Source organism: Agrobacterium cavarae, assembly GCF_004310285.1.
GTDB lineage: Bacteria > Pseudomonadota > Alphaproteobacteria > Rhizobiales > Rhizobiaceae > Agrobacterium > Agrobacterium cavarae.
Genome location: NZ_SISF01000024.1, coordinates 18,215 through 44,789 on the forward strand (window position 1 = coordinate 18,215; position 26,575 = coordinate 44,789).

General features: G+C 58.2%; 28 protein-coding genes and 1 tRNA gene. 18 read left to right on the forward strand and 11 right to left on the reverse strand.

Annotated elements, in window-relative coordinates; genetic code table 11:
* Nucleotides 1–12 precede the first annotated feature (12 nt).
* Nucleotides 13–813, forward strand: a complete 801-nt coding sequence (locus EYC79_RS05405) for an NAD-dependent epimerase/dehydratase family protein (RefSeq protein WP_130977384.1) — start codon at nt 13–15, stop codon at nt 811–813.
* Nucleotides 814–846: 33 nt separating this feature from the next.
* Nucleotides 847–1,557 (forward strand): ribonuclease activity regulator RraA, encoded by a 711-nt coding sequence (locus tag EYC79_RS05410; RefSeq protein ID WP_130977385.1) that lies wholly within the window; start codon nt 847–849, stop codon nt 1,555–1,557.
* A 147-nt stretch (nt 1,558–1,704) separates the two neighbouring features.
* On the opposite strand, the gene EYC79_RS05415 is transcribed toward EYC79_RS05410, so the two are convergent.
* The 3 genes from EYC79_RS05415 to EYC79_RS05425 all read right to left on the reverse strand — a co-directional run bounded on the left by EYC79_RS05415 (nt 1,705) and on the right by EYC79_RS05425 (nt 5,553).
* Nucleotides 1,705–2,631, reverse strand: coding sequence for a Gfo/Idh/MocA family protein (locus EYC79_RS05415; RefSeq protein WP_112518968.1), 927 nt, complete (start codon nt 2,629–2,631; stop codon nt 1,705–1,707).
* Nucleotides 2,632–2,730: 99 nt separating this feature from the next.
* Nucleotides 2,731–3,573 carry a polysaccharide deacetylase family protein gene (locus EYC79_RS05420; RefSeq protein WP_130977386.1) on the reverse strand — a complete coding sequence of 281 codons (843 nt, stop codon included), beginning with the start codon at nt 3,571–3,573 and terminating at the stop codon, nt 2,731–2,733.
* Nucleotides 3,574–3,669: 96 nt separating this feature from the next.
* The gene (locus EYC79_RS05425) at nt 3,670–5,553 is read right to left on the reverse strand and encodes an ABC-F family ATP-binding cassette domain-containing protein (protein WP_130977387.1); all 1,884 of its coding nucleotides are present in this window, start codon (nt 5,551–5,553) and stop codon (nt 3,670–3,672) included.
* A gap of 114 nt (nt 5,554–5,667) precedes the next feature.
* On the opposite strand from EYC79_RS05425, the gene EYC79_RS05430 reads away from it, so the two are divergent.
* From EYC79_RS05430 to ndk, 3 genes are all read left to right on the forward strand, one after another.
* Nucleotides 5,668–6,426, forward strand: a complete 759-nt coding sequence (locus EYC79_RS05430; RefSeq protein ID WP_130977388.1) for a class I SAM-dependent methyltransferase — start codon at nt 5,668–5,670, stop codon at nt 6,424–6,426.
* Nucleotides 6,427–6,541: 115 nt separating this feature from the next.
* On the forward strand, nt 6,542–7,231 hold the full coding sequence (locus EYC79_RS05435) for a glutathione S-transferase family protein (protein WP_162741854.1): 690 nt from the start codon (nt 6,542–6,544) through the stop codon (nt 7,229–7,231).
* A 102-nt stretch (nt 7,232–7,333) separates the two neighbouring features.
* The gene (ndk, locus tag EYC79_RS05440) at nt 7,334–7,756 is read left to right on the forward strand and encodes a nucleoside-diphosphate kinase (RefSeq protein ID WP_062425595.1); all 423 of its coding nucleotides are present in this window, start codon (nt 7,334–7,336) and stop codon (nt 7,754–7,756) included.
* Between the two features lie 99 nt (nt 7,757–7,855).
* On the opposite strand, the gene EYC79_RS05445 is transcribed toward ndk, so the two are convergent.
* Nucleotides 7,856–8,356 (reverse strand): hypothetical protein, encoded by a 501-nt coding sequence (locus tag EYC79_RS05445; RefSeq protein ID WP_130977389.1) that lies wholly within the window; start codon nt 8,354–8,356, stop codon nt 7,856–7,858.
* Nucleotides 8,353–8,904 (reverse strand): CGNR zinc finger domain-containing protein, encoded by a 552-nt coding sequence (locus EYC79_RS05450; RefSeq protein ID WP_130977390.1) that lies wholly within the window; start codon nt 8,902–8,904, stop codon nt 8,353–8,355. Before EYC79_RS05450 ends, EYC79_RS05445 begins: the two co-directional genes overlap by 4 nt.
* Before the next feature lie 61 nt (nt 8,905–8,965).
* Between EYC79_RS05450 and EYC79_RS05455 the strand changes: the two genes are divergently transcribed.
* Nucleotides 8,966–9,862, forward strand: a complete 897-nt coding sequence (locus EYC79_RS05455) for a branched-chain amino acid ABC transporter permease (protein ID WP_130977391.1) — start codon at nt 8,966–8,968, stop codon at nt 9,860–9,862.
* Nucleotides 9,863–9,940: 78 nt separating this feature from the next.
* Here EYC79_RS05455 and EYC79_RS05460 read toward each other — a convergent pair whose 3' ends face one another.
* The gene (locus tag EYC79_RS05460) at nt 9,941–10,471 is read right to left on the reverse strand and encodes an outer membrane protein assembly factor BamE (protein ID WP_062598204.1); all 531 of its coding nucleotides are present in this window, start codon (nt 10,469–10,471) and stop codon (nt 9,941–9,943) included.
* A 274-nt stretch (nt 10,472–10,745) separates the two neighbouring features.
* Here EYC79_RS05460 and EYC79_RS05465 point away from each other — a divergent pair, with 274 nt between their 5' ends.
* The 8 genes from EYC79_RS05465 to EYC79_RS05500 all read left to right on the forward strand — a co-directional run bounded on the left by EYC79_RS05465 (nt 10,746) and on the right by EYC79_RS05500 (nt 16,326).
* Entirely contained in the window at nt 10,746–11,285 is a 540-nt protein-coding gene (locus tag EYC79_RS05465) for a ubiquinol-cytochrome C chaperone family protein (protein ID WP_062598203.1), read from the forward strand.
* An 8-nt stretch (nt 11,286–11,293) separates the two neighbouring features.
* On the forward strand, nt 11,294–11,857 hold the full coding sequence (locus tag EYC79_RS05470) for a YceD family protein (RefSeq protein WP_062425589.1): 564 nt from the start codon (nt 11,294–11,296) through the stop codon (nt 11,855–11,857).
* Between the two features lie 99 nt (nt 11,858–11,956).
* The gene (plsX, locus tag EYC79_RS05475; RefSeq protein ID WP_062425588.1) at nt 11,957–13,018 is read left to right on the forward strand and encodes a phosphate acyltransferase PlsX; all 1,062 of its coding nucleotides are present in this window, start codon (nt 11,957–11,959) and stop codon (nt 13,016–13,018) included.
* Between the two features lie 3 nt (nt 13,019–13,021).
* Entirely contained in the window at nt 13,022–13,993 is a 972-nt protein-coding gene (locus EYC79_RS05480) for a beta-ketoacyl-ACP synthase III (RefSeq protein ID WP_062425587.1), read from the forward strand.
* A 248-nt stretch (nt 13,994–14,241) separates the two neighbouring features.
* A complete protein-coding gene (locus tag EYC79_RS05485) occupies nt 14,242–14,580 on the forward strand; it encodes an integration host factor subunit alpha (protein WP_062425586.1) in 339 nt (112 codons plus the stop codon).
* Between the two features lie 165 nt (nt 14,581–14,745).
* Nucleotides 14,746–15,285, forward strand: a complete 540-nt coding sequence (locus EYC79_RS05490; protein ID WP_062425585.1) for a MerR family transcriptional regulator — start codon at nt 14,746–14,748, stop codon at nt 15,283–15,285.
* Nucleotides 15,286–15,471: 186 nt separating this feature from the next.
* Entirely contained in the window at nt 15,472–16,182 is a 711-nt protein-coding gene (locus tag EYC79_RS05495) for a nuclease (RefSeq protein WP_130977392.1), read from the forward strand.
* 62 nt (nt 16,183–16,244) lie between these two features.
* Nucleotides 16,245–16,326 (forward strand) — tRNA-Leu (locus EYC79_RS05500).
* Between the two features lie 5 nt (nt 16,327–16,331).
* Here EYC79_RS05500 and EYC79_RS05505 read toward each other — a convergent pair.
* The gene (locus EYC79_RS05505) at nt 16,332–17,792 is read right to left on the reverse strand and encodes a TrkH family potassium uptake protein (RefSeq protein WP_165456967.1); all 1,461 of its coding nucleotides are present in this window, start codon (nt 17,790–17,792) and stop codon (nt 16,332–16,334) included.
* 114 nt (nt 17,793–17,906) lie between these two features.
* Between EYC79_RS05505 and ilvA the strand changes: the two genes are divergently transcribed.
* On the forward strand, nt 17,907–19,157 hold the full coding sequence (gene ilvA / locus EYC79_RS05510) for a threonine ammonia-lyase (RefSeq protein ID WP_062425583.1): 1,251 nt from the start codon (nt 17,907–17,909) through the stop codon (nt 19,155–19,157).
* 67 nt (nt 19,158–19,224) lie between these two features.
* Nucleotides 19,225–19,533 carry an HlyU family transcriptional regulator gene (locus tag EYC79_RS05515; protein WP_112359628.1) on the forward strand — a complete coding sequence of 103 codons (309 nt, stop codon included), beginning with the start codon at nt 19,225–19,227 and terminating at the stop codon, nt 19,531–19,533.
* Between the two features lie 62 nt (nt 19,534–19,595).
* Here EYC79_RS05515 and EYC79_RS05520 read toward each other — a convergent pair whose 3' ends face one another.
* The gene (locus EYC79_RS05520; protein WP_130977393.1) at nt 19,596–20,210 is read right to left on the reverse strand and encodes an FMN-dependent NADH-azoreductase; all 615 of its coding nucleotides are present in this window, start codon (nt 20,208–20,210) and stop codon (nt 19,596–19,598) included.
* A 135-nt stretch (nt 20,211–20,345) separates the two neighbouring features.
* Between EYC79_RS05520 and EYC79_RS05525 the strand changes: the two genes are divergently transcribed.
* Nucleotides 20,346–21,302 carry a LysR family transcriptional regulator gene (locus EYC79_RS05525; RefSeq protein WP_130977394.1) on the forward strand — a complete coding sequence of 319 codons (957 nt, stop codon included), beginning with the start codon at nt 20,346–20,348 and terminating at the stop codon, nt 21,300–21,302.
* An 81-nt stretch (nt 21,303–21,383) separates the two neighbouring features.
* On the opposite strand, the gene EYC79_RS05530 is transcribed toward EYC79_RS05525, so the two are convergent.
* Both EYC79_RS05530 and EYC79_RS05535 read right to left on the reverse strand, forming a co-directional pair.
* Complete coding sequence (locus EYC79_RS05530) at nt 21,384–23,375, reverse strand: bifunctional 2',3'-cyclic-nucleotide 2'-phosphodiesterase/3'-nucleotidase (protein ID WP_130977395.1); 1,992 nt, start codon at nt 23,373–23,375, stop codon at nt 21,384–21,386.
* A gap of 160 nt (nt 23,376–23,535) precedes the next feature.
* Nucleotides 23,536–24,003: a DUF1203 domain-containing protein gene (locus EYC79_RS05535; RefSeq protein ID WP_130977396.1), complete on the reverse strand. Its 468-nt coding sequence runs from the start codon at nt 24,001–24,003 to the stop codon at nt 23,536–23,538.
* Between the two features lie 202 nt (nt 24,004–24,205).
* On the opposite strand from EYC79_RS05535, the gene EYC79_RS05540 reads away from it, so the two are divergent.
* Nucleotides 24,206–25,048, forward strand: coding sequence for a DUF4344 domain-containing metallopeptidase (locus EYC79_RS05540; RefSeq protein WP_245495200.1), 843 nt, complete (start codon nt 24,206–24,208; stop codon nt 25,046–25,048).
* 98 nt (nt 25,049–25,146) lie between these two features.
* On the opposite strand, the gene sseA is transcribed toward EYC79_RS05540, so the two are convergent.
* Nucleotides 25,147–26,568, reverse strand: a complete 1,422-nt coding sequence (sseA, locus tag EYC79_RS05545; RefSeq protein ID WP_130977398.1) for a 3-mercaptopyruvate sulfurtransferase — start codon at nt 26,566–26,568, stop codon at nt 25,147–25,149.
* Nucleotides 26,569–26,575 lie beyond the last annotated feature (7 nt).

A 26,575-nucleotide genomic window follows, 5' to 3' on the forward strand; every position in this document is an offset into this window, starting at 1 on the left:
AGGATTGGGTCGATGATGAAGCGTTTGCTGATCACAGGTGCCGGCGGCCAGCTTGGCAGAATGCTGCGCGGGCGCCTCGGCCAGGTTGCCGAAATCGTCCGCCTGTCGGATGTGGCGGAGATTGCCGCGCCCGCCGGACCGCACGAGGAAGTGGTGCGCTGCGCGCTGGAGGATGCTGAGGCCGTCCACGATCTGGTGAAGGATTGCGATGGCATCGTTCATCTGGGCGGCATTTCGGTCGAGAAGGCATACGACCCGATCGAGGACGCCAATCTGCGAGGAGTCTACAATCTCTATGAAGCGGCGCGGGCGAACGGCAAGCCACGCATCCTCTTCGCTTCGACCAACCACACGATCGGCTACTATCCCCAAGGGACCAAGCTTACGCCGGATATGCCCTTCCTGCCGGATGGGCTTTACGGCGTGTCGAAGATTTTCGGCGAGGCGATTGCGAGCCTCTATCATTCCAAATTCGGCCAGGAGACGGCGATCGTCCGGATCGGTTCCTGCACCGAGAAGCCGATGGATTGGCGCATGCTCTCCACCTGGCTCAGCCATGACGATTTCGTCTCGCTGATCGAGGCCGTTTTCGGCGTGCGAAAGCTTGGCTGCCCGGTGATCTGGGGTGTGTCTGCCAATGATGATGCCTGGTGGGACAACTCTCATGTCGATTTTCTCGGCTGGCAGCGGCGCGACAATGCCGCGCGGTTCCGCGAGGAAATCGAACGGACCGTGCCGTGCCCTGATCCGGAAGCGGCCATCGCGAAATATCAGGGTGGCGTCTTTATCGACGAACCCATTCACAAGGCGTGAAAAGCCTTCATCCGTCACGACGAGGAGAACACTATGAACAGCGAAACCCGCGAAAAACTATCGACGATTTCCGTCGCGACACTGGCAACGGCGCTTTACAAGCGCGGCCTGCGCAACCAGGTCATCCAGGGTGTGCGCCCGCTTGGCTACAAGGGCAAGAACATGGTGGGCCCGGCCTTCACACTGCGCTACATGCCGGCCCGTGAAGACCGCAATCAGCTCGTCGAATTCCGCAACCCTGCCCATCCGCAGCGCGTGGCGATCGAGACCTGCCCTCCGGGCCATGTGCTGGTCATGGATAGCCGCAAGGACGCGAGTGCTGCCTCCGCTGGCGATATTCTCGTCACCCGTTTGATGGTGCGTGGCGGTGCCGGTATCGTCTCCGACGGCGGCTTCCGCGACGCGGCAACCATTGCCGAGCTGGATATCCCGGCCTACCACACCCGCCCGTCCAGCCCAACGAACCTCACCAAGCATGAAGCAATCGAGATCAACGGTCCGATCGGCTGCGGCGACGCGCCGGTCTTCCCGGGCGACATCATCGTTGGCGATGCGGATTGCGTCATCGTCATCCCCGCCGGTATTGCGGATGAAATTGCGACCGAAGCCGTCGAAATGACCGCTTACGAGGACTTTGTCGTGGAACGCGTCAAGGCAGGCGAAACGATTATCGGCCTCTATCCCTGCACCAAGGACGAGCACCAGACCGCTTTTGCAGCATGGCGCAAGGCAAACGGTCGCTGACCATCGGGCAAGGCCCTACAGCATCGGCCCGAAAATCGAAGCCGATTTTCGGAAAGCACGGCGCTCTAATCAAGATCATTCATAAAGAAAATGGCCGGGTTCGTCCCGGCCATTTGTCCATCGGCTAAACGCGTCGACGACCCGCTATCAGTCGTAGAAGGAATCCACGAACTTGTGGCGACCGAGCAGGAAAGCGTCGGCGACGTGGGTCAGCGGTGCGAGATCGACGTCGGACGTCTTGGCCTTGATGATCTCGGCAAAGCGCTCGTAAAGGGCAGGGTATTCGCGCTCCGGCTCTGCAAATTTCAGTTCGCCATTGATTGAAAGCTTTGCGCCGCCTTCGGAGAGAACCATCTGACCGGCTTCGGTCTCGGCGACGATATCCCAGCTCTGCTTGCCCGTCTGGCGCCAGTCGAACTCGGCATGCACCGGCATCTTCGTCACGTCGGAGAAGTGGATGTCGGCGGCAATCGGTGCGTCGCGGTTTTCCGGGAATTCCAGCGTCGCCTTGGTGATGAACAGTGCGCGCGGCAGGATATGGGTGATGATCGACAGCGCATTGATGCCGGGGTCGAAGACACCGAGGCCGCCGGCCTGCCAGATCCATTCCTGGTTCGGGTGCCAGTGGCGCACATCTTCCTTCCAGATGACGTGAACGCTATTGATCTTGGTGGAGGCCAGGAAGCTCTTTGCTGCTTCGACGGCTGGCGCATAGCGCGAATGCCAGCTTGCAAACAGCGACAGGCCTTTGGAATCCGCCAGGCGAACAAGATCCTGCACTTCCGAAAGGGTTGCGCCGGGTGGCTTTTCAAGGAAGACATGCTTGCCGGCGTTGAGCGCCGTATAGGCTGCCTCGTAGCGATATTGCGGCGGCATGCAGAGCGAAACCGCGGTCACTTCCGGCACGGCAGCGATCAGTTCTTCGATCGTGTGGTGGGAAGGCACGCCTTCCACGGTACCATGACGGCTGGCCGTTGCGACAAGGTCGAAATCCGCATTGGCGGCGATGGCTGGAAGATGCTGGTCGCGAACGATTTTGCCGACGCCGACGATGGCAAGCTTGATGGCTGACATGCTTTTAAGACCCGTGTGATGCTCTAAAAATAATACTTTATGCCTTGTATCAGAAACAGGCCGCCGGGCAAGCCGTTGCTCGGCGCTGTCAGCTCAAAATCAGCTGGCGGATGCAACAAGCAGCGGCTTGTGGGCCGGCTTCTTGTAGACCAGATGCACCACCTTGTAGCCTTCGGCTTTCAACTGGGTCAGAAGTGCTGGCAGCATGGTGGCTGTCCGCTTGTGAATGTCATGCATCAGGATGATACCGCTGCCGCGATGGCGAAGGGCGGCAATGGTGCGCGACGCGACAAGCGCCGGGGTATCGGAGAAATAGTCCTTGGAATCCACCTGGACGTCCATGATGACGAGACCGCGCTCGGACACCATGTGTCGCAGGTTGTGGTTATCCGACAGGTAGGGGAAGCGGAAGAACATCGCATCCGTATCCGTCGCCTTCGCCACGGCCTTTTCACCCTTTGCCACTTCCGCTAGCGCCCGGTCGAAGGTAAGGTTGCGCAGGTTGGGATGGCTGAAGGTGTGGCTGCCGATCGTGTGCCCTTCGGCCACGACCTTCTTGGCGATGTTGGGATAGTGTTGCGCCATTTCGCCAACCATCAGGAAGGTGGCCTTCACGCCGAACTCGTTCAGTGTCGCAAGAATCCGCTCTGTTTTACCCGGCACCGGGCCATCGTCAAAGCTCAGCACGACTTCCTTGTTGGCAAGCGCAATGTCTTTCAGCGATGACACCTCGATGTCGCGACCGGCAAGGCCCATCGGATTGCGAGGACGCATCCATGCCGCTGGCGATAGCGCGATGGGATCATGTGCACCTGCCGCGGGATTGTCGGGCATGGTAGCGGCGAAGGAGCTTTTCAGCGACCCTTCGGCCTGTGGCTTGCCTGCGCAACTGGAAAGGCACAGCGCAATGGCTGCGGACACGAAGAGTGAGGAGAAGCGCATGAAAAGCTCGGCAAATCAGGGGTGACGTTGTTGCCGAGCTTTCTCTGATTATGGTTAACGGCCGGTTACTTCCCGTCCTGGAAAGTAAGGTTTGATTTATCCAGCCATGGCTTCTTCATATTCGCTGGACAACAACAGCCACTGTTCTTCTGCCGCGGAAAGTTTGGCAGCCGCTTCACCGCGCTGCTTGACCTTTTCTGCTGCCTTAGCCGGCGCCTTTTCATACAGCGTCGGATCGGCAAGCTCCGTGTCGAGGGCTTGAATCTGTTTCTCAAGCTTTGCCGTCAAGGATTCGATTTCGTTGATCTTTTTCTTCAGCGGTGCAAGCTGCGCGCGCTTTTCGGCATTGGCTTTGCGCTGATCCGCCTTGGACGCCTGATCGCTTGCGGTTTCGATCTTCTCATCCTTCTTCTTGCCGGAGGCGATGACGATATCGCGATATTCTTCCATATCGCCTTCGAAGCTCGTCACCGTGCCGTTGTTGACCAGCCAGAGACGGTCCACGGTGGCTTCGATGAGATGCCGGTCGTGCGAAATCAGGATCACGGCACCATCGTAATCATTCAGGGCCTCGATGAGCGCGCGACGGCTGTCGATATCGAGATGGTTGGTCGGTTCGTCGAGGATCAGCAGGTTCGGCGCGTGGAAGGCCGCAAGCCCCATCAGCAGGCGTGCCTTTTCTCCACCCGACAAATCCTTGGCAGCGGTCGACATCTTTTCCGTCGCAAGGCCCATCTGGGCAACGCGTGAGCGCACCTGCGCTTCCGCCGCCTGCGGCATCAGCTTGCGCACATGCTCAACCGGCGTTTCGTTGGGCACCAGGTCGTCCAGCTGGTGCTGGGCGAAGAAGCCTATCTTCAGGCCCGGCGCGATACGCAGATCGCCCGCCTGTGCTGGCAGGCGGCCGGAAATGAACTTGGCGAAGGTGGATTTGCCGTTACCGTTGGAGCCGAGCAGGGCGATGCGGTCGTCATTGTCGATGCGGAGGTTCAACCCTTTAAGAATGGGCTTGCCCGGTTCGTAGCCAACGACACCGCTCTGGATCGCGACAATCGGTGACGCAGGCTGCTTTTCCGGCTCTGGAAAGGTGATGGGTTGAACGTGATCCTCGATAACGGCGGCAACGGTGCCCATCCGCTCCAGCGCCTTGATGCGGCTTTGCGCCTGCTTGGCCTTGGAGGCCTTGTAGCGGAAACGGTCGATATAGCTTTGCAGATGCTTGCGCGCCGCATCGCTCTTCACCTTCGCCTTCATCTGCAACTCGTCGGCTTCCGCCTTCTGCCGCTCGAAGGAATCGTATCCGCCGCGATAGAAGGTCAGCTTCTTCTGATCGAGATGGATGATCGAATTGACGGCATTGTTCAAAAGATCGCGGTCGTGGCTGATGATGATGACGGTGTGGGGATAGCGGCGGATATAGTCTTCCAGCCAGAGCGTGCCTTCCAGGTCGAGATAGTTGGTCGGTTCGTCGAGCAGCAGAAGATCGGGCTCGGCGAAGAGAACCGAGGCGAGTGCCACGCGCATGCGCCAGCCGCCGGAGAACGAAGAGGCGGGGCGCAGCTGCGCCTCCTGATCAAAACCGAGACCGGCAAGAATGGCCGATGCGCGCGCCTCTGCCGAATGCGCGTCGATATCGACAAGTCGCATCTGGATTTCCGCAATCCTGTTCGGATCCGTCGCCGTTTCGGATTCCTGCAGCAGCGCTGCCCGCTCCTTGTCAGCCGCAAGCACGATGGAGATCAGCGAATCTTCCGTCCCCGGTGCTTCCTGCGCCACCTGGCCAATGCGCGCATGCTTTGGAATGGTGACGCTGCCGCTTTCAGAACCGAGATCGCCGGTGATGACGCGAAATAGCGTCGATTTCCCAGCGCCATTGCGCCCCACCAGACCGGCCTTCACGCCATCAGGCAGCGAGACGCTGGCATTGTCGAGAAGCAGGCGGCCTGCGATACGGGCGGAAAGGTCGGTAATCGTAATCATGCCAGCCTTTTGGCCGAGTTTCCTGGCGCTTGCAAGATGGGAGAGAGGCAAGCCCCGCGCCATCATGGCCTTCTAGACAGGGGAGGTAGCCATGCCGTCACGAAGAACCCATTCATGAGCCGAATTCTCCAGCCCATCTTGAACCTTGTCAGGCTCGTCCTGTCTCAGGCGATCGTGCTCGGTGGCTTCGTTCTCGTGCAGCGCATGGGCTGGCGGCTACCATTCGGGCTTTTCGAAATCCTGCTGATACAGGGCCTTCTGTCGGCGCTGATCGGGCGGCTCCTTGGCCTCTGGTGGTTCTGGGTGCCGGTGCAAATCCTTCTGCCCTTCGCCGTTGTCTACAATGACGTCGTCCCGGCCTGGGCTTACGGCCTGGCTTTCATCGCCTGCGTGCTGGTCTTCTGGAACGGCGCGAAGGAGCAAGTGCCATTCTACATGACCAATCGCCAGACCTGGAAGGCAATCGGCGATCTTGTGGCACGGGAAAATGCCCGCCGCGTCGCCGACCTGGGCAGTGGTGCCGGCGGTATCGTCACCTTCTTGGCAAAGCATCATCCCACCATTCAAGTGGACGGTTATGAGACCGCACCGCTCCTGACATTGGTCTCCAAGCTCTGGGTAGCGCTCATCCGCCGTCCCAATGCGGCGATCCGCTACAAGAGCCTGTGGGATGCGGATCTTTCCCAATATGATGTGGTCTACTGCTTCCTGTCGCCCGTACCGATGCCCGGCCTTTACGAAAAGGCAAAGGCGGCGATGCGTCCGGGAACGATCCTCGTCTCCAACAGTTTCGAGGTCCCGGGTGTCGCGCCGCTCAACATCCTGGAGGTCGATGATGCTCGTCGCACGAGGCTTTTCCTCTACAGGTTCTGACCTTCGCTTCCTGAGAACAACGTCTCTTCAAACTCCGTGATGGCTGGCATGAAGACTCGTGGTTTGATTTTCGCCGCATCAGCCTGTTCAATGGGGTCAGAAAACAGGAGTGACCATGTCGATTACGCTTTACACGCTCTGCGGCCGTGACATCAGCCGTCCGTTCTCGCCCCATTGCTGGAAGACCGTTTTGTCGCTGGCGCATAAGGGGCTGGATTTCGAAGAGCGTCCGCTCGCCTTCACCGCCATACCCGGCATCGAAAACGGTTTTTCGAAAACCGTGCCTGTCCTGCGTGACGGAGACAGGCTCGTAAAGGATAGCTTCGAAATCGCGGTCTATCTCGATGAGGCCTATCCCGATCAGCCATCGCTGTTCAACGGGGAGGGCGGCAAGGCGTTGTCTCGGTTCGTCGAAAGCTGGTCGCAGACGCAGCTCCATCCGGCGATCGTCAGGATCGCACTTCTCGATATTCACGACATGCTGGATGACCAGGACCAGGCCTATTTCCGCGAGAGCCGGACCAAAGCGCTGGGTGCCGCGCTGGAAGAGGTGATTGCCGAGCGCGAGGCAGAGATTGCTGCGTTTCCTTCTCGCCTTGAACCCATTCGCAAGATGCTCGGCCGCCAGCCGTTCCTTGGTGGTGAAAGCCCGCTCTTTGCCGACTACATCGTCTTCGGCGCGCTTCAGTGGTCGAGGGTCGCAAGCGGCGTTGACCTCTTCGCCGCCAAGGACCCCGTTCGCGACTGGTTCGAGCGTTGCCTTGATCTTCACGGCGCGAAGGGGCGCAGTGTGACAGCGGCGTGAAATGTCGCCCGGCGCATGCCAATTGCGGAAAGCCCCCTTGTTTTCGGGCGTTTGGGCGGGTAAACACCGCCCACTTTCTTTCTATGACAAGGAACCGCAATAATGGCGATTGAACGCACATTCTCGATGATCAAGCCGGACGCAACCAAGCGTAACCTCACTGGCGCCATCACCAAGGTTTTTGAAGAAAACGGCCTGCGCGTTATCGCATCCAAGCGCGTCTGGATGAGCAAGCGCGAAGCAGAAGGCTTCTACGCTGTTCACAAGGAACGTCCTTTCTTCGGCGAACTGGTTGAAGGCATGACCTCCGGCCCGACCATCGTTCAGGTTCTGGAAGGCGAAAACGCCATCCTCAAGAACCGCGAAATCATGGGCGCAACCAACCCTGCGCAGGCTGCCGAAGGCACCATCCGCAAGACCTTCGCTCTCTCCATCGGCGAGAACTCGGTCCACGGTTCGGATGCTCCGGAAACCGCTGCCCAGGAAATCGCTTACTGGTTCGCTGAAACCGAAATCGTCGGCTGATCCTATCGGCTGCGAAGCTGAGTGTTTCTGAAAACGGGGCCCGCAACGGCCCCGTTTTTTTGTTTTCGTTCTCTGCCGCAAATGCTGATTTGCCCAACTCTAGGACGTCGGGCAGTTTTGAACCGGCTTCATGTCCGTCGTGCCGTCACTGTGAAACACCTCTGGGTTTGGGGTATAGAGGGGACCGACCACCAGCGGCTTTGCTGGAAGCAGCGATTGATCCGTGTCGGATGTCACCTTGGTTTCAAGTGTCTGCGTCACATGCCCATCGGGCGCTCTCAAGCGGATCGTCACCTTGTAGGGCCTGTCCTGCCTGACGCATTCCACCGGTGGGCTCTGAAGAACAATCTTCGAATTTTTGGGAAAAAGCCGTTCGGATACCGTCAGTGCATCGCCGCCACGCGGGTTCTCGAACTCCGCCTCTATCACGCTTCCTTCTTCTATCGGTATCTGTGCTTGAAGCGTGACGAGATAGGTTGCCACCGCGACGCGGTAGTTGAAGACGAACATGCGCCCGGAAATTTTTGCGACATCCCTTTGTTCTTCACGCTGGCATCCTGCAAGCGCAAGCAGAATAAAGGGTAGGGCCAACCATCTCATTCTGTGGTCTCCTTCTTGCGCTTATAGTGGCGGCTCGCTTTGCGCCGGTTGCCGCAGACCGCCATGTCGCACCAGATCCGGCTGCGGTTCTTGCTGCGGTCGAGAAACAGCCAGCCGCAATTGGTGCAGATGCGCATGCGACTGCGATCAGGGCCGTGAATTAAGTGCAGCACGGAATGGGCCGTTGCCGCGGCCAGTTCGTCCGCTTTCGCCGTCCTCAGCGCCGTGGCGCAAGCGCTCAGAAGATCGGCAAGCAGCGCATTGTCTTCCGCCCCGGTCGCAATCGCAGTGCGGAAGTAGCGATCCGTCGCCTCCCTCAGATCGATCAGCACATCTTCCGATTCCACAGGCGGCGGTCGTAAGGCAGTGGGCATGCCTCCTCTTTCGGCACACATCGCACCGGCCGCCTCGCAAAAGCTTTCGATTTGCTCGCTGCTGGCGAAACGGTCGATCGAGCGGTCGGCATCACCGCGTAGAATAACGGTGTTGGCGACATCCAGAGCGAGCGCTCCGCCGGAAAATCGATGCGGTGTCCAGGTGAAGGTCATGACATAATTATAACTGGTAAAACAAATTTTACCAGTTAGATTGGCGGTAGGGAGGGCTGAGATGGCCTATTTTCTGCAGCAGATTCTGAACGCCGCTCCGATTGCAGCTCTCTACGCCGCGCTGGCATTCGGCTATGCGATCGCCTTTGCCATCACCAGGCGGGCCGATGTCACCTTCGGGGGAATTTTTGCTTTTGCCGGACTGACCTGTCTGCTCTTTGCCGATTTTGGCTGGAACCGGCTTTGGTTGACCCTTGCTGCCACATTGGCCTTCGGGACGGTCGCTGGTCTCTTCGGCGGACTATGGGCAGGCATTCTGATTGGCCGCGCCGTGATGCGGCCTCTCGCCGGGGCCACGCCCAACGCGGTCACGGTGGCATCGATCGGGGCGCTGATTGCACTGATGGAGAGTGCAAGACTTGCGGCCGACACCCGTTCGCTCTGGTTGCCTCCGCTCTTCAACGATCCCGTCCGGCTCTGGCAACAGGGGGAATTCCTCGTCACGACGACGCCGATGCAGATTTTGAACTCCACCTGCTTTTGCGCTCTGATCGCGGCTGGCTGGCTGTTCCTTCGCTCGTCTCAGTTTGGCAGGCAGTGGAGGGCCGTTTCAGAAGATGCCTTCGCAGCAAAACTAATGGGGGTGAACGCGGGCAGGGTGTTCCTGCTTTCATACTGTGCCGCAGCGCTCGTTGCCTCGGTTTGCGGGGTGCTCGCCACCTTTTATTACGGCAATATGGATTTCGGCGCGGGTCTCACCTTCGGCTTGAAAGTGGTCTTGATCTCGGCTGCCGGCGGATACTCGAGTCCACTGAAATCCGCAGCAGGCGCTGCCGCCGTTGGTGTCGGGGAGACGTTCTGGTCAGCCTACGGAGCCGTCACGTGGCGCGATGCCGGTGTCCTCCTCATGCTGATCCTGTGGCTGATCGCGGCGCGCAGCGAACGTCCTGTATTGTAACAGGGATTATTGCCCAACACAAAAAAGGCCGGCGTCCATTTGGCGCCAGCCTTTTCGAAACCAATTAGATGTCTTGCGTCAGAAGGCGCTGTTGTTGCCGCCGAGGATGCTCTTGGCTATGCCGGCACCGGCAGGGCCACCCGAAAGCAGCTGCTGCAGGAAGGTGAGGTCCTTGCCGCCCGTCGGCGTTGTGCGCGAGATGCTGTCGAAGACCTTTCCGTCCTGAAGCGTGTAGTTCGCCTTCTGGGCAACGACGCCGTTCTTGTCGAAATAGATCGCCAGAATGTTCTGCTCGACGAGCTGCGGCTTCATGAAAGCTGCCCTGCGAACGCGCTTTTGCGAGATGTAGTAGAACACCTCATTGCCGAAGGTTGCCGTCGTCGACGGCGTACCCATGGTCAGCAGCACCTGTTCGCGGCTGGAGCCGACGGGGATCAGCTGCAGCGACTGTTCGTCCAGCACATAGCCATTATGGAAAACGTCCGTGGTGCTGGAGCAGGCTGTCAGCAGGCTCGAGGCAACAACAACGGCGATGGCGGCTTTGCTCAGAAACTTGGTCTTTCCGGCCGACTTCTGCTTGTTCACCTGCGTTTCCCCGACTGCGATCATGAATGGCACCTTCCGGCATTGCGTGTTGTACCGCTTCTGTACACACGATTATGTCAATCCGGGGACAGGAATTCCCCGTTTCACCATGGAATGCAACATGTTTCAGAAACCGGCACCGCCTCCTGGCGCCTATCCTTGACTGTTTCAGCACGATGATGAACGTGACTGACACGGCATTGCAATTCTCGGATGCTTCGGTAAACCAGCTTTGACAATCATGCAACAAGTGCGATGGGCGAGACACGATTTCGTCGGTCGATATTCGGATTTTTCGATGGTTTTTGGGCTTTTCAGAAAGAAAAACAACAATCGCGCCATCGTTGACCGCCAATATTCGATATTGACGCAGGCCGCTCGTCAGCCAGGCTTCTATCTGCACATGGGCGTTCCGGACACGGTCATGGGCCGCTTCGAAATGCTGGCAGTCGTCATGATTCTGTATTTTCGCCGCACCAAAGGCGCATCGGTCAGCGGCCAGGAAATCGCCCAGGAGATCGTTGATGCCTTCTTCCAGGATCTCGACCATTCGATGCGGGAACTGGGGATCGGCGACCAAGGCGTGCCGAAGCGGATGAAGAAATTTGCTGGCATGTTTTATGGCAGGCTGGAATCCTATGCCGCTGCAATCGACGGTGCGGATGCCGATGCACTTGCGGCAGCGCTCCGTCGCAATATATATCCCCAGGCAGATGAGGCCGCGCCGGATATGCGCGCGCTTTCGAAATGGATGATGTCGGCGTCGGAGATGCTGTCTGCGCAGCCGGAAGACGCTGTAGCGACGGGAACTGTCACGCTGCCTTCACCGGATTTGTGAGGTTTTCAATGAAATCGCCCCATGCGGCCAATGATGACGCGCCCTTTTCCTATCCCGTCAAGGTAGGTCATATTTCTGCCAATCCGGTCAGGATTGGTCTCGAGGCAAGCCCGGAAGAGCTGAAGGCGCTGGCAAAATTCTGGGATGTCCTGTCGGTGGATTATCTCAAAAGCGAATTGCAGGTCACCCGTTGGAAAAGGGACGGGATCAGGATCAAGGGTCAGGTGCAGGCCGGTATCACGCAGGCTTGCGTGGTAACGCTTGAGCCCGTCCCGAGCGTGATCGACGAAAAGGTTGAGCAGATTTTCGTGCCGGAAGGTTCGAAGCTCGCGCGCATGACGACGAATGATGACGGTGAGATCGTGCTCGATCCGGACGGTCCGGATATTCCCGATCAGTTTGTCGGTGACACGATCGATGTCGGCGTGGTCGTTGCTGAATTTGCCGCTCTGGCAATTGATCCCTATCCGCGAAAAGACGGTATCGATTTCGACGGATACGGCGAGAAGACGCCGATGGAAGACAAAAAACCTTCGCCCTTCGCGGTGTTGAAAGATTGGAAAAAAGACTGAATGCCTTCGTAAGAAGCGAACAATTCAGTTGTAAGGCTGGGCGGAAACGGTATTTTCGCCCGAAAATTACCGCGCGGCGGTCAGAAGGATCAGGGACGAGTGATCAGAATAGCAATTGACGTCATGGGTGGGGACCACGGCCCTGATGTTGTCATACCTGGTGCTGCAAAGGCACTCGAGCGGCACAACGACGTGACATTCCTGCTCTATGGGCAGAAGAGCAAGTGCGATCCTATTCTGGCGCAATATCCTCGTCTAATGGAGAAGTCCGAGTTCTTCGACTGCGAAGTCTCGGTTGCCATGGATGAAAAGCCTAGCCAGGCACTTCGTCGCGGTCGTTACGTCTCCAGCATGTGGCGCGCCATTGAAGCGGTAAAGGTGGGCGAGGCGGATGTTGCCGTTTCTGCCGGCAACACCGGTGCGCTGATGGCCATGGCGAAATTCTGTTTGCGCACCATGGCGCGGATCGAACGTCCCGCGATTGCCGGAATCTGGCCCACGCTACGCGGCGAAAGCATCGTTCTCGATATCGGCGCGACCATTGGTGCGGACTCCCAGCAGCTTCTGGATTTTGCCCTGATGGGCGGTGCCATGGCGCGTGCGCTGTTCGATGTCGATCGCCCGACGGTCGGCCTCCTCAATGTCGGTGTCGAAGAGGTCAAGGGACAGGAAGAGGTCCGCGAAGCTGGTCGCCTCATTCGTGAAGCTGATCTCGCCACCATCGACTACCGCGGTTTCGTCGAAGGCGACGATATCGGCAAGGGTACGGTCGATGTCGTCGTCACTGAAGGCTTCACCGGCAATATTGCGCTGAAGGCCGCAGAAGGCACCGCACGCCAGATCACGACTTTGCTGCGTGAAGCGATTTCCCGCAGCTTCATCGCGAAGATCGGCTATCTTCTGGCCAAGAGCGCATTCGATGTGCTGCGTGAGAAGATGGATCCCCGCAAGGTCAATGGCGGCGTGTTCCTGGGGCTGAACGGCATTGTCATCAAGAGCCACGGCGGCACGGATGCGCTCGGCTTCGCCTCGGCCATCGATGTCGGCTATGACATGGTGCATAATGGCCTGACCGCCAAGATCGAAAATGATTTGAAAGCATACCACGCAAGAAGACTTCCGCCTCCGGCGCCTGAAGCTCTCGTGGTTGATGAGGAATAACCAATGATCCGCTCTATTGTACGTGGCTTCGGAGCGGCGCTGCCGAAGCGGGTTGTGACGAACCAGGAAATCGAAGGTATCGTCGAGACCTCGGACGAGTGGATCGTTCAGCGCACCGGCATCAAGCAGCGCTACATTGCAGGCGAGGGCGAGACATCGGCGTCACTGGGCGAGGCTGCGGCCCGCGCGGCATTGCAAAATGGCGGGCTGAAGCCCGAAGACATAGATCTCATCATCGTTGCCACATCCACACCGGACAACACGTTTCCCGCGACAGCGGTAAACATCCAGAACCGCCTTGGCATCACTGGCGGCTTTGCCTTTGACGTTCAGGCCGTTTGCTCCGGCTTCGTCTATGCGATGGCGACTGCCGATCTCTACATTCGTGGCGGCATGGCAAAGCGCGTTCTGGTCATTGGTGCCGAAACCTTCTCGCGCATTCTCGACTGGAAGGATCGCACCACCTGCGTTCTTTTCGGCGATGGCGCCGGTGCCGTCATCCTGGAAGCAGGCGAGGGCGAGGGCAAGACCTCCGACCGGGGCGTGCTGACCTCCCACCTGCGTTCGGATGGCGCACACAAGGAAAAGCTTTACGTCGATGGCGGACCATCGACGACTGGCACTGTCGGTCATCTGCGCATGGAAGGCCGCGAAGTCTTCAAGCACGCGGTCGGCATGATCACCGACGTGATCGAGGCAGCCTTTGAGGCAACCGGCACCACGGCAGAGGATCTGGATTGGCTCGTTCCACACCAGGCCAATCGCCGCATTATCGATGGCTCTGCGAAGAAGCTTGGCATTCCGCTGGAGAAGGTTGTCGTCACCGTCGATCTGCACGGAAACACCTCTGCGGCCTCCATTCCGCTGGCGCTCGCAACCGCTGCTGCCGACGGGCGCATCAAGCAGGGCGACCTCGTTATGCTGGAAGCGATGGGCGGCGGCTTTACCTGGGGCTCTGTGCTTCTGCGCTGGTAACGTTTCGGTGACGATCGACCGCATCGGCCCGAAAGTCGAAATCGATTTTCGGAAAAGCATGATGCGTCGATTCAAAAAGGTAAAGCGTCCTTTGTTCGTCCAGTAGGACGCACGGCGCTTTAACGTAAACCCTTGCCATCATTGCCGTAAATCCCTAAACGATTCTGGAAACATTCCTTGACCGCTGCCGTCAACGGCAATAGTCTCAGGCGGTTTCCAGAACACAACAGAGATAAGCGCGGGGAAAAATGGCCGGTAAAACTGTGACACGTGCGGATTTGGCCGAGTCTGTGTTTCGCAAGGTGGGGTTGTCCCGAACTGAATCCGCCGAGCTGGTCGAAACCGTCATTGATGAGATCTGTAATGCCATCACCCGTGGCGAGGTGGTGAAGCTCTCCTCCTTCGCAACCTTCCAGATCCGTGAAAAGAACGAGCGTATCGGTCGCAATCCGAAGACCGGCGAAGAAGTGCCGATTTCACCGCGTCGAGTCATGACCTTCAAGGCCTCCAACGTTCTGAAACAGCGCATCCTCAAGGCCCACGCATCGCGCAAGGCGAAGCAGAAGACCCAGAAGCCCGGCTCATAAAGAAGCTTCTTTCGACGCTATCCAAGCCCATTCTGATACCTCACTGCTTTTCTTCCTGTGAACATACTTGAATTTCAACCGTCAAGCCGTTGAAATAAAGACGATTCGCATCATACCTTGTCGTGTGTTTTGCAAACCTGTCATTTCGTCGGGTGGGAGTTAAGCGTGGATAAGAGTCCAGACGCCTTTAGAACGATCAGTGAAGTTGCGGACGATCTTGATCTGCCGCAGCACGTGCTGCGTTTCTGGGAAACCCGCTTTCCCCAGATCAAGCCGATGAAGCGCGGCGGCGGACGACGCTACTACCGCCCGGACGATGTCGATCTCCTGAAAGGCATCCGGCATCTGCTTTACGATCATGGATACACGATCAAGGGCGTGCAGAAACTTCTCAAGACCAATGGTAACCGCTTCGTCGCGGCCATCGCGTCTGGCGACATGGCGACCATGGAAGCCATTATGGCTGCCAGCGGGGAGAAGCAGACCGCGGAGCCGCGCGTCGTGCAGCCGGACGAAGACGAAGTGGTAGGTCGTCCCAAGGCGAGGCCGAGCGGTCGCTTCTTCGGCTTCGGCGGAGGATCATCCGACGACACGCCGGAAATTTCCATCGGCAAATCCAGCATCAGCAAGGATGATCGCGCCCTGCTGCAGGAGGCGCTCTTCGACCTTCTGGAGTGCAAGCGCCTGCTCGATCAGGTGCGTTGAACGACCAGGGGACGGATGGAGAGCGGCGTTCTCCATGACAACCGTTGCCGCAGACGTCTCAGTTTGGGCTCATGAGAGAGTTGTGGATAACGCCGCGGCTTGTGATCACAGATCGAATTTATCTCAAATGCCAACCTTTCGGAAACTCCTTCAGCGGATAATGCCCGCCTGAAAAGGAGTTGTTCTGTGAGCAAGAGAAAACCTTCAAGCCGCCGCGCCTCATCCAAGTCCAAGGGTGGAAGCGTCTGGTCCTGGTTGATCCTGTTTGGCGTGGCCGTCGGCGGGATTCAGGCCTATGAGCATCGCGACACCCTGTTGCCGAAGATGAAGAACGTCGTTGCATCGACGTCCAAGAGTAGCGCACCCTCAACCCGCGAAACCGCTTCTGCCAAGCCTCAGTCCGTGCAGAAGCCGACGCAAACCGTTGCCCTGCCAGCGTCTGGCGCACCCGTTCCTCCACGCTCGATCGCCATGGTGGGTTCGCCGTCAGGTGCCGGTCAATTGCCACCCGCAACATTGCCATCGCCAAAGCCGCAGGTGGAAAATGTTTCGCTTGGCGCAAAGGCCGGCACATTTGCTTTTTGCGGACGCTCCGGCCTCAACAACTGCGTCATGGATGGCAGCACCTTCTGGATGAAGGGCGTGAAGATGAAGCTTGCCGGCATCGAGGTGCCGCAGACAGATCAGGCCCGCTGCATGGAAGAGCGTGCCCGTGGTTTTACCGCCAAGGTGCGCCTGCGTGATATGCTCAATTCCGGCAGCTTCCAGGTGGCTGCTGGCGGGCAGGGTGCCGAAGTAAAGGCCGTGTCCAGGTCTGGCATGTCCTTTGCCGACCAACTGATTCGCGAAGGACTTGCACGTCGCGCTGGTTCCCCAAGCCCATCCTGGTGCGGTTAATTCAATTCCCCATAGACATGCAGTTGACCGGATGCGGTGACGCTGTGTAGATGGAAATGCAAGCGGGCGTGATGGAATGGTAGACATACCGGACTTAAAATCCGGAGCGAAAGCGTGCGGGTTCGAGTCCCGCCGCCCGTACCAAATCTTCAGCTTCTCCAGAACAGCGGCATCAGCAACACGAGCACGGTCAGGATTTCCAGACGGCCGAGCAGCATCATCAGCGACAGCAAATAGAGTGCGGGATCGCTGATGGTTGAGAAGTTGCCGGCCGGGCCGATAATCGGACCGACACCAGGGCCGACATTGGCAAGCGACGTGGCCACCCCCGATGTCGCCGTCAGGAAGTCGTAGCCCATCGCGCTCATCGCCAGGCTGCCGGCGATCCACAGGGCGATGAAACAGCTGAGAAACAGGAAGACGTTGCGAATGGTTTCGGCATCGACGACCTGCACGCCATAACGCACCGGATAGACGGCGTCCGGATAAATCAGCTTCCGCAGACCGGTCTTCACCACATTATAGACGATGACGAAGCGATAGGCTTTGATACCGCCAGCCGTTGAGCCGGAGCAGCCGCCCATGAAGGTGGCGAAGAAGGCGACGACCACGACAAACGGACCCCAGAGCGTATAGTCGTCGCTGGCAAAACCGCCGGTCGACAGGATCGACGTCATGTTGAAGAAGGAATGGCTGAGCGCAATGTGAAGCGACACGCCACTATGGATGTGATGATAGATGCCGACTGCCAGCGAAATCGCGCAGAGATAGCCGATGAACACGCGGATCTGCGGGTCATAGAGAATATCCATCCTGCCGCGCACGGCCAGCAAGATCATGACCGAAAAGGGCAGACTGCCGAGTATCAGGAAAAAAGTCGCGATCCACAGCAGCGCGACATTGTCGCCGAAATAGCCGAAGGATGCGTCATGGGTGGAGAAGCCGCCCGTCGCCACCGCCGACATGGCGTGATTGACCGCATCGAAATGGGTCATGCCGGCAAAATCGAAGGCGATGGTACAGGCAATCGTCATCACCACATAAATGGCGACGAAGGCGCGGGTGAAGCTCGCCAGTCGTGCGAAAGGCCTGTCGCTGGCCGTGTCTGAGGATTCCATGCGAAAAAAGGTCATACCGCCCACGCGCAGTAGTGGCAGGATGAAGAGACCGAGCGCCACGATACCGATGCCGCCGAGCCAGCAAAGAAGCGAGCGCCAGATCAAAATTCCCTGTGGTGCCTTGTCGAGACCGGAGATGACCGTTGAGCCTGTGGTGGTGATCGCAGAGATGGATTCGAACAGGGCTTGCGCAAAGGAGAGGTTGAGTTCGGAAAGATAGAGCGGCACGGCACCGACGAGCGAGAAGACCAGCCATAAGACATTCACAAGCAGGAAGCCGAAGCGCTTGTTGAAGGTCGGCATCGGACCGCGTGTGGCAAGCGCACAGGCAAGAGCAAGCCCGCCGCACATGAAGCCGGAAGCGGCAAAAACGATCCAGTCGTTATTTCCGTAGTAAAGGTCCGTCATGGCCGGCACGACCATGGAGGTTGCCATGTAGAGGCCGAAGATCGACGCAATATAGACGACGGCGCGCAGGAGATTGGCGTTCAAAAAAATCAAACCTTGATCGAGTAACGCGTACCGAAGTGGCGCAAAGAGTCTTTGTGTCGGGCTTGTTCCTATGGCATAGCGGGTGCCATCTGGAATTTCAATGGATTGAAAATCGTGGACAAACTGCTTGTAGAAGCCGCACGGCGAGAAGTTCGGGAAATCTTTCCCGAGACGCCGTTGCAGTTGAATGAACATCTCAGCCGTCGGTACGGAGCCGAGATTTGGCTGAAGCGTGAAGACCTCACGCCCGTTCGTTCCTACAAGATTAGAGGCGCATTCAATTTCCTGCGGAAGGCCGTTGCCGGTGCCGGCAAGGAGAAGATCTTTGTCTGTGCGTCAGCCGGCAATCACGCGCAAGGTTTTGCTTTCGCCTGCCGCCATTTCGGCGTGAAGGGTGTGGTCTTCATGCCAGTCACCACGCCGCAGCAGAAGATCGACAAGACACGCATTTTCGGTGCCGAATTCATCACCATCAAGCTGATCGGCGATATTTTCGACCAGTGCTATGCAGCAGCACGTGCCTATGTCGAAGAAAATGACGGCTACATGGTGCCGCCCTTCGACCATCAGGATATCATTGAAGGTCAGGCAACCGTTGCCGCTGAGGTAATGGACCAGCTTCCCGATGGCGCAAAGCCCGATTTGGTGGTCATGCCGGTCGGCGGTGGCGGACTAGCTGCGGGTCTCACCGGATATTTTGCCGGTACGGTCGCGCGAAACAACTTCGTCTTCTGCGAACCGGAAGGTGCGCCAAGCCTGAAGAAGAGCATCGAAGCAGGCGAAGCCGTCACGCTGAACAAGGTCGACAACTTCGTCGATGGGGCTGCCGTTGCCCGCATCGGCGACCTCAACTTCCAGGCGCTCAAAGATTTCCCATCCGAACAGGTCGAACTGATCCCGGAAAACGCCATCTGCGTCACCATCATCGACATGCTCAACCTCGAAGGCGTGGTGCTTGAGCCAGCGGGTGCATTGTCGATTGCTGCTCTGGAGAAGCTCGGTCGCGAGAGGCTGGAGGGCAAGCGGGTGATCTGCGTCGTCTCCGGCGGCAATTTCGACTTCGAGCGTCTCCCGGACGTGAAGGAACGCGCCATGCGTTTCACCGGGGTGAAGAAGTACTTCATCCTGCGTCTGCCGCAGCGTCCTGGCGCGCTTCGCGACTTCCTCAATATGCTCGGTCCCGATGATGACGTTGCGCGCTTCGAGTATCTGAAGAAATCGGCCCGCAACTTCGGCTCGATCCTCATCGGCATCGAAACTACGTCTCGCGACAATTTTACCACTCTGTTCGAGCGTTTCGAGGCGGCAGGGCTTGGCTATGAGGATATAACCGAGAACGAAATCCTCGCAAACCTCATTATCTGATCGAATGCATCATTACGCCGGGGGCGGTATAAGCGCTCCTGCGCAACGACAACAGGAAGGGTAAAGCATGGCCTCGTTCTTCTCGAAACTCTTTTCCGGCTTCGGCTCCGGCCAGTCGGATGCGCCAAACAAGGCGGAGACGTCCGAACCGCATCAGCATGGCGAATACACCATCTACGCCACGCCGATGAAGGAAGGTGCGCAGTACCGCTTGGCAGGCCGCATCGAAAAGACCGTCGGAGACGAGTTGCTTGTGCATGAATTCGTTCGCGCCGACGTGTTCACCAGCATGGATGATGCGGTGGAATGCACGGTACGCAAGGGCAAGCTGATCATTGACCAGAACGGTCCGAACCTGTTTGCCGACAAAAAATAACGGCCGCGACAAGCGCGACCGTTGGTATCATTCGAAAAGAAGCGGCCGGGGCGGCCGCTTTTTTATGCGGCCTTCGCCAGTTCTTCGACCTTGGCATTGGCAGCAGCAATGGCCTTTTCGGCAGCTTCCGGACCGAATGCCAGACCTTCGATACGGATGACTTCCACATCCGTCATGCCCATGAAGCCTAGAACCGTCTTCAGGTAGGGCACGGCGTGCTCAAGCGAAGCGGCAGGGCCTTCGGAATACACGCCGGCAGCGGATAGAACGATGTAGACCTTCTTGCCGGTCGCAAGGCCGATCGGGCCGGATTCGGTGTATTTGAAGGTCATGCCGGCGCGCGCGACGTTGTCGATCCAGGACTTCAGACCCGAATAGATCGAGAAGTTGATGAGGCCGGTGCCGATGATGACGGTGTCGGCTTCCATCAATTCAGCCACGCGCTTGTCGGAGTAATCGGCAGCGGAGGCCTCTTCCGGCGTGCGCTGTTCGGCAGGCTTGCGAATGGCAGAGGTTGTGACGGAATCGAGATGCGGGATCGGGTTCTGGCCGAGATCGAGATGGGTGATTTGGCCGTTCGACTGTGCGTTGATCTTGTTGGCAAGGTCGGATGCGAACTTGTTGGAGAGCGATTCATTGCCACGCGGGCTGGAAGTGACGAGCAGAATCTTCGACATTTTGGTGCCTCTTGGTCAGTCTTGGGAGGATGGTGCGGGGCGCGGCCCCGCTTGGTTGACTGGGTTATCGGCCAGTTTTGCCATCTAGAAAACTGTGATAATCTGAAATCTATCTATCGATAAAATGGATGGGACATGGACGCCAACCCGACCCTTGACCAGTTGCAGGTCTTCTTGACCGTTGCCGAAACCGGAAGCTTTTCAGCCGCTTCGCGTGTGCTTAACCGCGCGCAATCGGTGGTGAGCTACACTATTGCAAATCTTGAGGCGCAGCTTGAGGTCAGCCTTTTCGAGCGCAGCGGCCGCCAGTCGAAACTGACCGACGAGGGCCGCGCCATGCTGGAGGATGCGCGCAGAATCGTTGCCGGATTGCAGGAAATGCGATCACGCGCCAAAGGGCTGAAGCAGGGCCTGGAGGCGGAGGTCTCCCTCGTTCTTAGCACCATGGTTCCAGCCGAGGCCGTTGTTGAAGTCCTTCGTGAATTTCGGGAGGAGTTCCCGACCGTGTCGCTCACTCTCAATGTCGGTGAATTGGGCATGGTCATGGAGATGGTCAGAAGCCGTAAAGCGCTGATCGGCATTGGCGGGGCGGTCTCACAGCAGGATGATGGTCTGGTCCTCGAAAAGATCGGCCACTCCTTCATGGTACCCGTCGCGGCCGGTGACCACGCTCTGGCAAAATTGCACCGCCCGGTGACACTCGCCGATGTCCGTGAAGAGGTGCAGATGGTGGTGATGGACATGTCGGGGCTGACCAACGGCCGCGACTTCAATGTCCTGTCCTACAAGACGTGGCGGGTCAGCGACATCGCGACGAAATACCAGCTGATCAAGGGTGGTCTTGGTTGGGGTGGGCTGCCCGCATCGCTGGTCAGGACAGACATCATGAATGGCAGTCTCAAGGTGCTCGACCTCGACGCCTACGAACTCGGCGAATATCCGCTGTATTCCCTGCGAAAGGCCGATACGCCTGCCGGTCCGGCAAGCCAATGGCTGATCAATGGCTTTGAAAAGCGGCTGTCGAAATGCCCGGACAATAAGAGCTTCCTGAACATCGTCCGCCCCGTGCCCTTGAAAGACGCCGCCGAGTAGAGGCTTCTCCCTGCTCAGCAGAAAATCGAAGCTCCACAGCGTCGAGAAGTGGCGGCGACAAAACTGCCGCCGCCACGACGATTAGCCCAGCATCAGACGGAACTTGGCAAAGCCTTCGGCGCCATCGCCAGCGTCCTCGATCTTGGCACCCTTCACATCCTTGGCATATTGACGACCCTTCGGGCCTGTCTCGAAAATGGCTGTCGTATCCGCCACCTTAGCGAAAGACCAGTTGTCGTCAGCCGATGGATTGATCGTGCCTTGATTCATGATGTAGCGCACGATCACATCGCGGTTGGTATCGGGGGCGACGAAGATGATCTTGTCGCTGCCGATCGCCGGGAACTTGCCGCCACCGCTGGCGCGGTAATTATTCGTGGCAACAACGAATTTCTGTTCCGGGTCAATCGGCTTGCCCTGGAACTGCAGATTGACGATGCGGCTGCTGTCCGGATTGACCGCCTTGCCATCCTTGTCGAACTTCGCGGGCTTCGACACATCGATCTGATAGGTGACACCATCAATCACGTCGAAATTGTAGGACGGGAAGTCGCTGCTCAGCAGGGGAGCGTCCTTGGAACCGGCCTTGACGGTGTTGAACATGCCAGCCGACATTTCCAGCCAGTCCTTGACCTGCGCGCCGTTGATGAGAACGGCCTGCACCGTGTTTGGATAGAGATAAAGGTCGGCGACATTCTTGATCGCAATGTCACCGGCAGGGACATCCGTATAGTAGTCCGCTCCGCCACGACCACCCGACTTGAAGGGCGCGGCTGCGGAAAGTACCGGAAGGTCCTTGTACTGGCCTTCCTTCAGCATATCCTTGATGTACCAAGTCTGTGCATTGGAGACGATCTGCACGGACGGATCGTCGGCCACCAGCGCGAAGTAGGAATAGAGCGGCGCAGAGCTCTTGCCGACGGGACGGCGCACATAGGCGAGTGCTCCCTCGTGATCGGTCTTGACCGCCTCGATGACCTCGGGCTTGTCCTTCACATCGGCCACGATCTTGCGGTTGTCGTCGCGGTGGTAGATGGGACGGGCTTCGGAGGTGAAGTCGACGATCTTCCAGCTCTTGCCGTCCTTTTCGAGCAGGAGATCGATGAGGCCCATATGCGAGCCCCAGAAGCCCGCCATGACGGCGGGCTTGCCCATCAGCGTGCCCTTGACGGGATCGGCGCCTTCGATGCCATCCCATGTCTTGGGGCCGGGGAAGACCAGATGCTGGTGACCGGTAAAGACCGCATCGATCCCTTGAACGCCTGCGAGATAAAGGGACGCATTTTCCATACGCTCGTTCTGGCCCTTGCCCTCGATACCCGAGTGGGAAAGCGCAATGACGATATCGGCGCCCTGTTCCTTCATCACCGGCACCCAGGCCTTTGCAGCATCGACGATGTCGCGCGTCTGCGCCTTGCCTTCAAGGTTCTTCGCGTCCCACATCATGATCTGCGGCGGTACAAAGCCGATGATGCCGACCTTGATCGGGCTTGTCGTGCCGGACCCATCACGGATCTGCTTTTCCAGGATCACATAGGGCTTGAAGAAGAGCTCGTCCTGCTTCGGATCGGACGCCAATTGACCCTTGGTCAGGTTGGCGCAGACATAGGGGAATTTCGCCCCGCCCAGCGTGTTGAACATGAAATCGAGGCCGTAGTTGAACTCGTGATTGCCAAGCGTGCCGCAATCATAACCGAGCACGTTCATGGCATTGATGACCGGGTGCTTGTCGCCCGCTTTCATGCCGCGCTCATAGGCGATGTAATCGCCAAGCGGGTTGCCCTGAAGAAAGTCGCCATTATCGACCAGCATGGAATTGCCGGCTTCGGCACGCACGGCATCGATCAGCGATGCCGTCCTTGCCAGACCCAGCGTGTCGTTCGGCTTGTCGGCATAGTAGTCGTAAGGGAAGACGTGGACGTGGATATCGGTGGTTTCCATGATGCGCAGATGCGCCTGATTGCCCGCAGCACGTGCCGCAAAAGGATGCAGCATGACGAAGGCGGACGAAGCCGCAATGCCGCTGAGAAGCGAACGGCGCGTGATAGGGTGAAGGCCGATAAGGGAAGACATGGAAACTCCTGATCTCAAAATACGATGACCTGTCTCAACGGCGACAAGGTAAAACGAATTGCTGAGGAGTCTACCAGCAAAATGACGCGTGTATGACGCAACCCATCCCGACGGTCGCATGAGCGAAATTTAATGTATCCCACACCGGCCTCGTCCTGCCTCATGCTCTGTCGATGCGGCACTGGAAGCAATTGTTGCGTGCCGAGCGTACATGCACATAGGCAATGTCCGGCCTTTCAAGCAGTTCCTGCGCGCGCGACACGATTTCGGCCGTGGGTGTGACCGCACCCGTGCCGTAAACGATGCGGTCGCCCGCATCGTAGCCCCGGACAATGTAGTCCGAGCTGTTCAGCATTGGCGGTGGAACCTGTGCGGAATCATAGGACCCGCAGTCTTCGGCATGAATGAAAATCGGCCCGGTCTCGGCGTAAGGCTGCACATGACGAAAGGGCCGGTAGGAGATCAGCAGGGCCGACTGTCCACCCTTGATCTGTCCGAGGCAGGCGCGGCAGGGCAGATCTGCTGAGGCAATCATTCGTTCAGGCACTTGGCCGTTCGAATCTGGTTCTCCAAGCCTGATGGCGTCGACGTGGTCTTTGGGTATTGCGGTGAATAGGATGGCGGTCATGTTGGCTCCTTGCGACCTCGTTCAGTTGCTTCTTTGTCGCTATGGCTGCCAAACAAATCTCTATCCACCCGTTTCTTGCCGGTAAGCGAAACCAACCCATTGCGTGGACCGTTCTGTTTAGCGATCTATGCTGCGTCCTCGTTCTGGAAAGTTGACGTCAATGCTGCGAAGGTTTCGAACCGTTCTTTCGGTCGCTTTTTTAGTGTCCGCCTTGCCGTCTGCGCATGCGCAGGTTGCGCCCGCACTTGACGATCTTTCAGACGAGCAGTTGCAGCAGACGGTCAACTTCGTCATCGGCAATGCCGTATTCGGCGTCTATCACGAAGCCGCCAAGATGCTGATCTCCGATTTTAGCCTTCCCGAGCCGGACGACGGTCGCAATACCGCAGACCAGCTTGCCGGCACGATCATGCTGGAAGCCAACCAAGAGTGGCTGGATACGGCCATCGTCAATGCAACCGATAGCTGGTATCTCGCGCGTAGCTCGGGAGAGCTTCCCGAGCATAATGCGCCGCTCTATAGCGTTCTTGTCCCGAATCTCGCCCGCGACCGTCAGATGGCGTGCCTCATGGTCGGCAAGGACAACGAGGGCTACGGCGATCTTGCAGAATTGATGGGGCTGCCGAAGGACGAGTGGAAGGCCTGCGAAGTGGCCTATCCGCAGACCGTGGCGCGCTGGAGCGACTTACTCAAACCCCATGTGAAGACGCCGGGCACGACGAAATTCGACATACGATATGAGCCTGCGCGCGATCCGTTTCTGGATATCTATGCGACGATGGTGAAGGAATCGAAGGTTCTCGATCTCATCGCCCGCGAATTTAGTGCCTATGAGCTCAAGGGCACGGTAAAGCTGACGGCCAGAAGCTGCGGCCGACCGGATGCCTATTGGTCCGAGGAACGCCGCGAGATCACTTATTGCTATGAGCTTGCAAGATTTCACGGCGAGCTGATCGCGGCCCATCTTCTCGCAACCAATGGCGACCGCGGAGACGCGCCTGCGAAAGAAATCCCGACCGCCGTCAATCTCGGCCAAGAGCTTTAAGAGCTGAGGCTCGATCTCTTATAGCGAAGGCGAAATAATGCCACGCTGAATGAGCCCGCCTCATCCGATCCAGGAGAGGCGGACGCCAACTTGGCAGCTTAGCCGCGGCGCGAAATTTCGAGATACTCGCTGTCGGTCAGCGGCTCCACCCAGGCTTCATAGGTGCTGACCGGGGAGAAGCCCATCATCTGGTAGAGCTGCAAGGCGCGCGGGTGGTCCAGCGTATTGGTGGAGACGGTGACCTTCTTGGGGTTATCCTGCCAGATCGAGTAAAGCGCCTGAAGCAGGAACCATTTTCCGACACCAGCGCCGATCGCCTCTTCCATGAGACCGAAGTAGGATAGTTCGGTGACGTCGTCATTGCCTCTGTTGAACTCGAAGAAGCCAGCCGGCGAACCGTTGAGATAGAGCACTGTTACGCAGTTCTTTGGGTCGCGCAGCACGGCGGTAAGCTCGGCATCGCTCATGCGCATGCGCTTTTGCCAATGCCAGCGCTTGCCGACGCGCCAGTAGAGATAGCGATAGAAATGCAGCGGGATGTCATGCGTTCGCATGATCGCTGTCTGGATATTGACCGGCACCGCCAGGCTGACCTTTGGCGCCGATGTCATTTCAAGCTGGGTGACATGGGCTTTGAGCGGACCGTGTGGCTCCGTCTGCAGAGGCTCTGCCGGGCCAGTCACGATCGGCGTGTCCTCTTTCGATCCCCACTCCGACCATGAGCCGTCATAAAGCGAATTGTCCGAATGACCGAGCGACTCGAGCGCCAGTGTCACGACAGCGGCCGTCACGCCAGAACCGCAACTGGTGACGACCGGCTTGGAAAGATCGATGCCGGCCTCTGCAATCATCTTCCGGATGGTTGGCAGATCCTTGAAGTGGCCGTTCTCCGAAAAGGCAGTGGCAGGCAAACTGCGGGCACCAGGCATATGGCCGGACCGCATGCCGACGCGTGGCTCGGCCTCGTCTCCGGTGAAGCGGCCGGCACCTCTGGCATCCGCCACCTGCTTTTCGCCCGTCTCGACGACAGCGCGCATATCGGAGAACGAGGTCACACGGCTCGCTTTGAACTCGGCGTGAAACTCTGCTGGCTCGATCTGCGGAGCTTCCGTCTCAAGCGGTTTGCCGGCAGCCTTCCAGCCATCGAGGCCGCCATCCAGCACATAAACCGTTTCGGCACCCATGACGCGCAGCATCCACCAGACGCGCGGCGCGGAGAAGAAGCCCGGGCCATCATAGACCACGATCGTATCGGTGTCGGTAATCCCAAGCTTGCCGACTTCCTCGGCGAAAAAATCCGGGGAGGGCAGGGAGTGCGGAAGGCCCGTATCATGATCGGCAATTGCGTCCTGATCGAAGAAGACGGCGCCTGGAATGTGGCCGCTGGCGTAGTCCTGCTTTCCGTCGCGTTTGTGTGCCGGCAGATACCAGGACGCATCGACGATGCGGAAGTGCGGTGTTCCAAGCTGCTGCTCGACCCAATCCGCCGAAACGACGAAACGGCTTTTATCGGTGCTCACGATGTTT

Coding starts and splice junctions, on each gene's coding strand:
- EYC79_RS05405 (WP_130977384.1), top strand. CDS start 13: ATGATGAAGCGTTTGCTGATCACAGGTGCCGGCGGCCAGCTTGGCAGA.
- EYC79_RS05410 (WP_130977385.1), top strand. CDS start 847: ATGAACAGCGAAACCCGCGAAAAACTATCGACGATTTCCGTCGCGACA.
- EYC79_RS05415 (WP_112518968.1), bottom strand. CDS start 2,631: ATGTCAGCCATCAAGCTTGCCATCGTCGGCGTCGGCAAAATCGTTCGC.
- EYC79_RS05420 (WP_130977386.1), bottom strand. CDS start 3,573: ATGCGCTTCTCCTCACTCTTCGTGTCCGCAGCCATTGCGCTGTGCCTT.
- EYC79_RS05425 (WP_130977387.1), bottom strand. CDS start 5,553: ATGATTACGATTACCGACCTTTCCGCCCGTATCGCAGGCCGCCTGCTT.
- EYC79_RS05430 (WP_130977388.1), top strand. CDS start 5,668: ATGAGCCGAATTCTCCAGCCCATCTTGAACCTTGTCAGGCTCGTCCTG.
- EYC79_RS05435 (WP_162741854.1), top strand. CDS start 6,542: ATGTCGATTACGCTTTACACGCTCTGCGGCCGTGACATCAGCCGTCCG.
- ndk (WP_062425595.1), top strand. CDS start 7,334: ATGGCGATTGAACGCACATTCTCGATGATCAAGCCGGACGCAACCAAG.
- EYC79_RS05445 (WP_130977389.1), bottom strand. CDS start 8,356: ATGAGATGGTTGGCCCTACCCTTTATTCTGCTTGCGCTTGCAGGATGC.
- EYC79_RS05450 (WP_130977390.1), bottom strand. CDS start 8,904: ATGACCTTCACCTGGACACCGCATCGATTTTCCGGCGGAGCGCTCGCT.
- EYC79_RS05455 (WP_130977391.1), top strand. CDS start 8,966: ATGGCCTATTTTCTGCAGCAGATTCTGAACGCCGCTCCGATTGCAGCT.
- EYC79_RS05460 (WP_062598204.1), bottom strand. CDS start 10,471: ATGATCGCAGTCGGGGAAACGCAGGTGAACAAGCAGAAGTCGGCCGGA.
- EYC79_RS05465 (WP_062598203.1), top strand. CDS start 10,746: ATGGTTTTTGGGCTTTTCAGAAAGAAAAACAACAATCGCGCCATCGTT.
- EYC79_RS05470 (WP_062425589.1), top strand. CDS start 11,294: ATGAAATCGCCCCATGCGGCCAATGATGACGCGCCCTTTTCCTATCCC.
- EYC79_RS05480 (WP_062425587.1), top strand. CDS start 13,022: ATGATCCGCTCTATTGTACGTGGCTTCGGAGCGGCGCTGCCGAAGCGG.
- EYC79_RS05485 (WP_062425586.1), top strand. CDS start 14,242: ATGGCCGGTAAAACTGTGACACGTGCGGATTTGGCCGAGTCTGTGTTT.
- EYC79_RS05515 (WP_112359628.1), top strand. CDS start 19,225: ATGGCCTCGTTCTTCTCGAAACTCTTTTCCGGCTTCGGCTCCGGCCAG.
- EYC79_RS05520 (WP_130977393.1), bottom strand. CDS start 20,210: ATGTCGAAGATTCTGCTCGTCACTTCCAGCCCGCGTGGCAATGAATCG.
- EYC79_RS05525 (WP_130977394.1), top strand. CDS start 20,346: ATGGACGCCAACCCGACCCTTGACCAGTTGCAGGTCTTCTTGACCGTT.
- EYC79_RS05530 (WP_130977395.1), bottom strand. CDS start 23,375: ATGTCTTCCCTTATCGGCCTTCACCCTATCACGCGCCGTTCGCTTCTC.
- EYC79_RS05535 (WP_130977396.1), bottom strand. CDS start 24,003: ATGACCGCCATCCTATTCACCGCAATACCCAAAGACCACGTCGACGCC.